The 6741-nt window shown below is 46.0% G+C and carries 4 protein-coding genes; 2 read left to right on the top strand and 2 right to left on the bottom strand.

The annotated features are described in order from the left end of the window. Positions 1-314: 314 nt before the first annotated feature. A complete protein-coding gene (locus OXH00_13665) occupies positions 315-3419 on the bottom strand; it encodes an N-6 DNA methylase (protein ID MCY3742057.1) in 3105 nt (1034 codons plus the stop codon). Between the two features lie 5 nt (positions 3420-3424). Then, on the bottom strand, positions 3425-4270 hold the full coding sequence (locus tag OXH00_13670) for a hypothetical protein (GenBank protein MCY3742058.1): 846 nt from the start codon (positions 4268-4270) through the stop codon (positions 3425-3427). A gap of 948 nt (positions 4271-5218) precedes the next feature. Between OXH00_13670 and OXH00_13675 the strand changes: the two genes are divergently transcribed. Beyond that, positions 5219-6013 carry a hypothetical protein gene (locus OXH00_13675; GenBank protein ID MCY3742059.1) on the top strand — a complete coding sequence of 265 codons (795 nt, stop codon included), beginning with the start codon at positions 5219-5221 and terminating at the stop codon, positions 6011-6013. Between the two features lie 276 nt (positions 6014-6289). Continuing rightward, a partial coding sequence (locus OXH00_13680; protein MCY3742060.1) for a hypothetical protein occupies positions 6290-6741 on the top strand: 452 nt, incomplete at its 3' end.

Genomic DNA, 6741 nt, shown 5'->3' on the forward strand with positions numbered 1-6741 from the left:
TGCGCGTGTGCTAACGCCTCCAGCGCGTAGTATCCTCAGATCATCAGCGTTTGGTTGTTGGGTTTCGTTATGACTATCTATTCGGATGCGGCATCGAAGCCAGAAATTCATCGCATACATTGTAAGGTTTTTGATTTTCACCGCTCAACCCAACCTACGATGTGAACCATGATTTATGGGATTCAAGTGATTTACAGGATTGTGGACGGCGTTTTCGTCTGAATGCAGATCGCATTTGGGCGAGTACGCCGCAAATCGCGGATGGCACGGATTTCGCGGATTTTAAGAGTTCTCTCATTTTGAAACTCTTCAACCTACCATAAAACCGCATCAATCTCACCCATAACCGCAAGTGTCTCCGCAACAGCCACCAAAATCGCACGATACCGCCGCACATCCGCACGCCCCAATTCCTCACCCTTCCGATCCCGCAACCACTTCTCACACACCTGATACGCACCAATCTCATACTCCCACACCGCAGTGGGGACATCCGTGAAATACTGGGTCGGATTGATCCAAACCCGTTCATCCAAATAGCGCGCTTTTTCGACTACGCCATCACCTTCACCTTCAAACCGATGCACCGCCGAAACCCTTCTTCCTGTAGGAGCGACTTGTAGTCGCGATCCATCTTTCAAGAGATGTGAGTCAATCAAACGCTGCCCCAACGTTGCGAGTGTACGGAATTGCGCAATATCCTCTGGTAATGGGATGCGCGGAAAATCGTATTTCAGGAACTCATAATACCGTTCGCGATAGGTCGGACTATACAAGATTGCATAGATATAGGCGAGAATCTCCTCCGGTGATACGCCTTCAGGAAGGTTAAACGGTGCAGTCTGTGGGAGTCCCAACGTCTCCGAGAGCGCGGCGAGAAAGTCGGGTTTGAAATTGAGCGACCGTTCTGTTGAGAGTCCCAATTCTTCAGGATTCGGATACAAGTATAGCGGAAACACGTGCGCAGTGGGCTCACCTCTGTTTGAAATATAACTTTTTTCGCTGATTTGATTAGCTACCAAAGCATGTTGCCATATAGGACTCTTGATACCACGATGAACACAAAGGGCAAGATTTTCCTTCCGCATGTGACGCATAATTTCAGGGCGCGGTCGTCCATGAAATCCAGATGACTGACCTGTGTAATATGTCCACCGTGTGTCAAGTGGTCGATAATGGATAGACTGGACGTGCTGCTCAACATCAGGATGATTACGGATATCTGCTTGGGCGCGATGAATTTTCCAATCTTGGCTATCCTTTGGCAATTGATATTTCCTGCGCGCGTCATCTACAGAAAGTGAAACAAAGTCGGTTACAATCTCGCGTAGTTTTTCCGCTGTCCAGTGCAGTGTTAATTTATCCCGTCCGGTAACAATTCCAACCGAGTCTGTCTTAAAGATGTCGGTAATTATCCATCCTGCCTCATACTCTGATCTTTTTTCGATTGCCTGTGGAACAAAAAGATAGTAGGGAGATGTCGGTTGGAGTTCGCTCCACTCAGTGGTTTGGACATCAGTTTTCGACAGGACTTTGTATTTTTCCCCTCGGAGTCCCCACATATCGGCGTAATAGATTTTTGCTGGTGAAGAGTTATCGCGTTTTTTGACACATAACAGAATAGACACACCTTGCGAGATGTCAAAGATATTTTCGTCGTTTTCCGCTTCAGGAACAACCTCCGTTACTCTGCTGCTACCGTGTAGATTGAGCAGATAGATAGCGTTAAAACTATTAAGCAAACTTTGCCGCATGCCACGAAAAGTAGGTCCGTCAAGGAAACTATTATTGACAATATAACCGATAACACCTTCACCATTTTTATCAATCCGCCACTGTGCCCACCGAATAAATTTCACGTAATCTGATTGCAGCACTTTTGAGTTTTTATCACCAAGTGGTTGTCCATCTACCTGTCTGTAATCTTCAATGAGTTCACCAATGAAAGTTAACTTTCCACCCTCGCGGCTTGGATTTGAAGAATCTTGTGGGTAAGGCGGATTGCCAAGGATAGCGAGCAGTGGTTCGTCCCGTTTCACCGAAAGCGCGGCGTTTGCCTCATCCGAGATAAACCCAGCAAACGGTATAGAAGGCTGCATCTCGTCGGGTTGCTCCAAAGTATTCGTGAGATAGATACCGAGCCGTTCATTGGCGCGCCAGCCTTGTGCTTGTAGGAACAGGCTCAACTTCAGGTGTGCGATCGTATACGGCGCGACGAGCAGTTCAAACCCAAAAATCCGTCTGACCAGTTGGGCGTTAACATACTGCGTCCACTCCCCCGTGCCATAGGTCGCCGCTACATATTCTCGGACATGATCTAACACTGACAACAAAAAACCACCCGTTCCAGTCGCAGGATCAAGAATGAGCGTGTTGTCATCGGCGAGACCGTCCGATCTGTTCAGCTCTGTTTTCAGGAGACTATCCACAGACCGAACGATATAGGAGATAACCTGTGGTGGTGTATAGTAGACCCCGCGATCGACGCGTCGCTGCGGATCGTATTCCGCGAGGAAGGTCTCATAGAAATGGATCACCGGATCTTCGAGATGGTTTCTCGCAGCAAACGCCGTGCGGAGCATCTCTGTCGGGACGTTTCGGAGAAGTGCTGCGATATCGTCCAGAATATAAGTAACGTTCGTCTCCAATGTCGGGGATGCCACGTGATGAAAGAGTTGGACGAGAAACGGATTTGAGCGCGGAAGTGCATCGGTAGCAGTGTGTCGTGAGAAGTGGGTCGCATTCGGCAGTGTGCAGCGTGCGGCGAACAACCCGTAAGCGAGGGTTTGGGCGTACATATCCGCAAAATCGGCAGGTGTCAGCGTAGAGATGAGCAGTTCCTTGAACGCCGAGAACATCCCGTAAATCTCGCTGTTTTCATCAGTGAGCGTCGTCGCAATCTGTGTCTGGAGTTCGCGTGTCCGTCTGGCGAGGTATCTCGCGAGTACCTCTGGCGAGGTGATTTCGACCTGTCCAGCGTCCAGAAACCGCTCCAGTAGTCGCTTTAAATTTTCAGGCGAATCCTCAATATTTGCTGTTGCGCGTAACACCCCATCCGCATACAACCGAAAATCGACGAAATTGGTGAGGATAAAGTTATCGAGGTTTTCGATGAAGCGCGCGTTCTGTGCTGCCGCGTGTCCTGTGAGCGCGTCCAAATCTCTACCGTAGGCTTCCGCTTCAATATAACCGACAGGCAGCAACCCATCCATTGCAATAAAATCCGGTCTCCCAATCTGCTCCAGTTGTCGCGGTTCTTGTGTGAGCGTGACGGTGCTTCTGCCAAAATAGTCAACGAACACTTCTTCAAGAAAGGTTTGGAAGTACGGGTATAGGGAGAGTTCTGGGGTTGCCTCGGTGCTGGTTTGCGTGCGGTGGATGTTTTGTAGATAACGGGCGCAGTGTGTTTGGAAATTCATACTTACTATAACCAATATGGAAATCCAGCAGATTCCTGAGACGCAAGGGGTCGGAGCAATTCAAATTTTCCATTCATTGATTTACGGGTTAAGACGATAATCCCACCGTAGGCGAATGTGCCTTTTGTAACATGATGGTACTCAAATAGCAAAACGTCCTCAATACCGTCATCGTTAAAGTCAGCCCGCACCATCTCCTTTAGCATTTGCCCCATACCGAACCCCTCAACATTCAAAACATTTTGACTTTTTTCGGTAACGACAAGTTCTTGATTATCAATCTTTTGCTGGTATGTCGTCTCTAAATCTCTGTCGGCATCCCAACTCGATTTAGATGCCAGATTTTCACAAAACATCTCGAAAGGGAGCAATTCTAAGTTGACGACCCCCACTTTGGCATCTGAGATAAAACTTTTTTTCGGCGCACTCGCCTTCTCAAGCGCGTTGAGCAATCCACAGGGATGCTTGAAAAAAAATGACATCTTGACATCAAAATTACTACTCGGGTAGTAGTCACGCTGAAGTGCTGAATCATATTCTCTACAGGTTCGCACATGAACCTTATCGTCCCTCGTTTTCGTGAGCGTTACGCCATCAATATGATCATTCTCACCCAGACGGATAGGCAGGTCCCAAAGGGAGTCAATCTCATCTTTAGCGATAGATTCCACTATCGTGCCATCCGCAAACCGTATACTTTCAATAAGTTGAAAAGTAACCTTGGACACCTGCGGCGTTTTATTCGGTTTCTGCTGATCTGCTGCCAAAGACTGCTGAACATGGACATTTTGAGAGCATAAGATAAGTGCCAGTAAACAGATAATGCTGCCAAGAAACTTGAAAGCTGTCATTAAAATCTCCTTTCTAAGGGTTGGTCATTTTGGAAGTCTCACACAACTGCATTATATCCTAATTGACCTCTCAGATGCAAGACTTTTTGCAACCTGCAACCCAGGAATATTTAGTTTTAGATAAATTATTGGATTTTCTCTTTCAGGTTTCCCAGTGCGGTTCCATGAAGTTTAATTATTTGAATCGGTAATCCTGATTTTCCCCAGGCCCGGTAGGTGTGGTTTGGAACCGCCCCATGGGTGTCAATTTAGAGATTTTTCGTGCCATTCTCGTCCTATTAAGTCTGAACTGTGATTTCTGTGATGTTTCTGATTTTTCTGATAAGATCTCTGGTGGAAAATGAGATACTGATAGTGGTGTTGAAGTTTCTACAGAGGGGCGTTCCCGGGGAACTGCTGAGTCGTCAGGGCTGGATTTTCAGTATTCAGTTGCTTGTGATGGGTTCTCTTATCATGGGAATCATAGCCATCAGAAAAATCACAGTTCAGAAGTCAAAAGTGTAAAGCGTTAGGAAACCGCCTGTCTCGGTCTGGGGGCCGAGGTTGTTTTACGGAAATAAAAAATTAATTTGAATTCTTTAATTATATATGCTATTATAAATATTGTAAAATATATTAAGTAAAAAAATAAACGACTTGTGCTAATTGTTTGATGGAGGTATCATTCACACGGTTGTCGGAACGTCCGCTGTTAGCTTGCGCCCCAATGAGAACTGAGTACTGAAAGATTTTTCGCAGAAAAATCGTACTGAAAACTGTTCCTCTGACAACCGACAACCAACCTCTTGGTAACATTTTTTTTAAACCGGACATCAAAGAAAAATGTCCGTGAACCTACACAGGGACTAAGTTATCAACCATTTTTGGAAAATCATCAAAAAGCAAAAAAAGATACCATTTGGTATCTTTTTAAGAAAATTGGTATCTTTTTTTAAGGAGAAAACTCGCATGAAATTAGATGAAAAACACAAACAATTTGCCGTCAAATACTTCGCACGATTCATGACGCGTGCTGAAGTCGTTGAAGCATTCCTTGAAGAATTCGCAGACGACCTGCCACCACCCCCTGAATTTGAAGAATTTACGCAAGAAGAATTTATGGAAGTTTATGAGGGTGAGACTCTGGAAGCCAAACGCAAGAGAGATGAAGAGGTCGCCGAAATCCTTGAAGAGTATAAGGAAGACTACAGCCAAATGTATGGTGCCGATGCTAACACAAAATTTGAGGAAGACCGCGACACGCTTCAGGAAAAAATCCGACAAGACTGGTACACAAAAGATTATCGTTCATTCTACAGAGAGTGTCGTTTAGATCATCAAGCGGAAGTGGAAGAACACTTTGAAGAGACCAAGCAAGAGATTTCGAATCAACTCCGCAGATTTAACATTACCCATCCGCGGTTTCCAAATAAGTATCGCGACCTCTTCAATCAAACCCGAGAACAGTACTTCAACGAGTATCGAGGCGAAAGCCTCGGCATCTCCGAAAACGTTCTCAGGGAATTAGAAATTTTGCTCGGCTACGCCAAACAATGCATCTTTCAGGAAAAGAAACAGACAGACGCGATGAAATTCATAACATTGGCGCACCAAATCCTGAAGACCACCGTCGCGCACAACGCCGTCAGCGAGAAACAGGATGTCGTGGACATCACACCGCAAAGCGTCAAGGCGTTAGCGGATTCTCAGAAAGTTTTAACCGACCAGCTCAAGGAGGTAACACAACAACTCACAGATAAATAATCCTCAAGGCCTATGCAAAACCATTCAATTCTCCATTTTCCGATCGAATCTTCACCACCAGGCCCGGTAGGTGCGGTTTTGCGGCGTACTCGCCCAAATGCGATCTGCATTCCAACCGCACCGGCTTCTGTAAAAAAAGACGTGAAATCCAATAATTTCTTAAAATTGAATGGCTCTGATGCCTATGCAAAACCGCTTGACAATCAAAGCCTCAGATGGTATCCTTATCCAAACTGGCACCGAATAAAAATCTTAGTGCTACAGTTTGGAGAAAAAATGCGACGCTTCGGAACGCAAGGCCCCGTCCATCCAGAGAAAAACTATGTCGTCAGCCGCGCGACTGAACTTGCCGATTTCGTCATGCGTGTCAAAGAGGGGCGTTATATCGTTATCTTCGCGCCACGGCAGACCGGCAAAACGACTTTCTTCCAACGCGCCTTAGACGTATTTGCAGACGAAGAACCTGAGTACTTCCCAATCCCCTTGAACTTTGAGGTATATGAAGACTGCACCCCGTCAGTTTTTTACGACGGTCTCTACGAGGATCTTCTCGAAGCGATAGGAAATGTTTTTACGAGGCGCGGAGAGATCTTTTCCGAAGCATTGACGGAATTTTTGCAGAACGCAGAGATAACCGATCACCTTTCAATGCAAAGATTCTTTACAAACTTTTCCAAGCTTTTGGGCGATCAGCGCGTAATCCTTGTAATAGACGAATTTGACGGTAT

The sequence above is a fragment of the Candidatus Poribacteria bacterium genome (genome assembly GCA_026706025.1).
Lineage (GTDB): Bacteria > Poribacteria > WGA-4E > WGA-4E > WGA-3G > WGA-3G.

What these genes read in the sequence shown, in the direction of transcription:
- OXH00_13665 (MCY3742057.1), bottom strand. Translation starts at nt 3,419, where the DNA reads ATGAATTTCCAAACACACTGCGCCCGTTATCTACAAAACATCCACCGC.
- OXH00_13670 (MCY3742058.1), bottom strand. Translation starts at nt 4,270, where the DNA reads ATGACAGCTTTCAAGTTTCTTGGCAGCATTATCTGTTTACTGGCACTT.
- OXH00_13675 (MCY3742059.1), top strand. Translation starts at nt 5,219, where the DNA reads ATGAAATTAGATGAAAAACACAAACAATTTGCCGTCAAATACTTCGCA.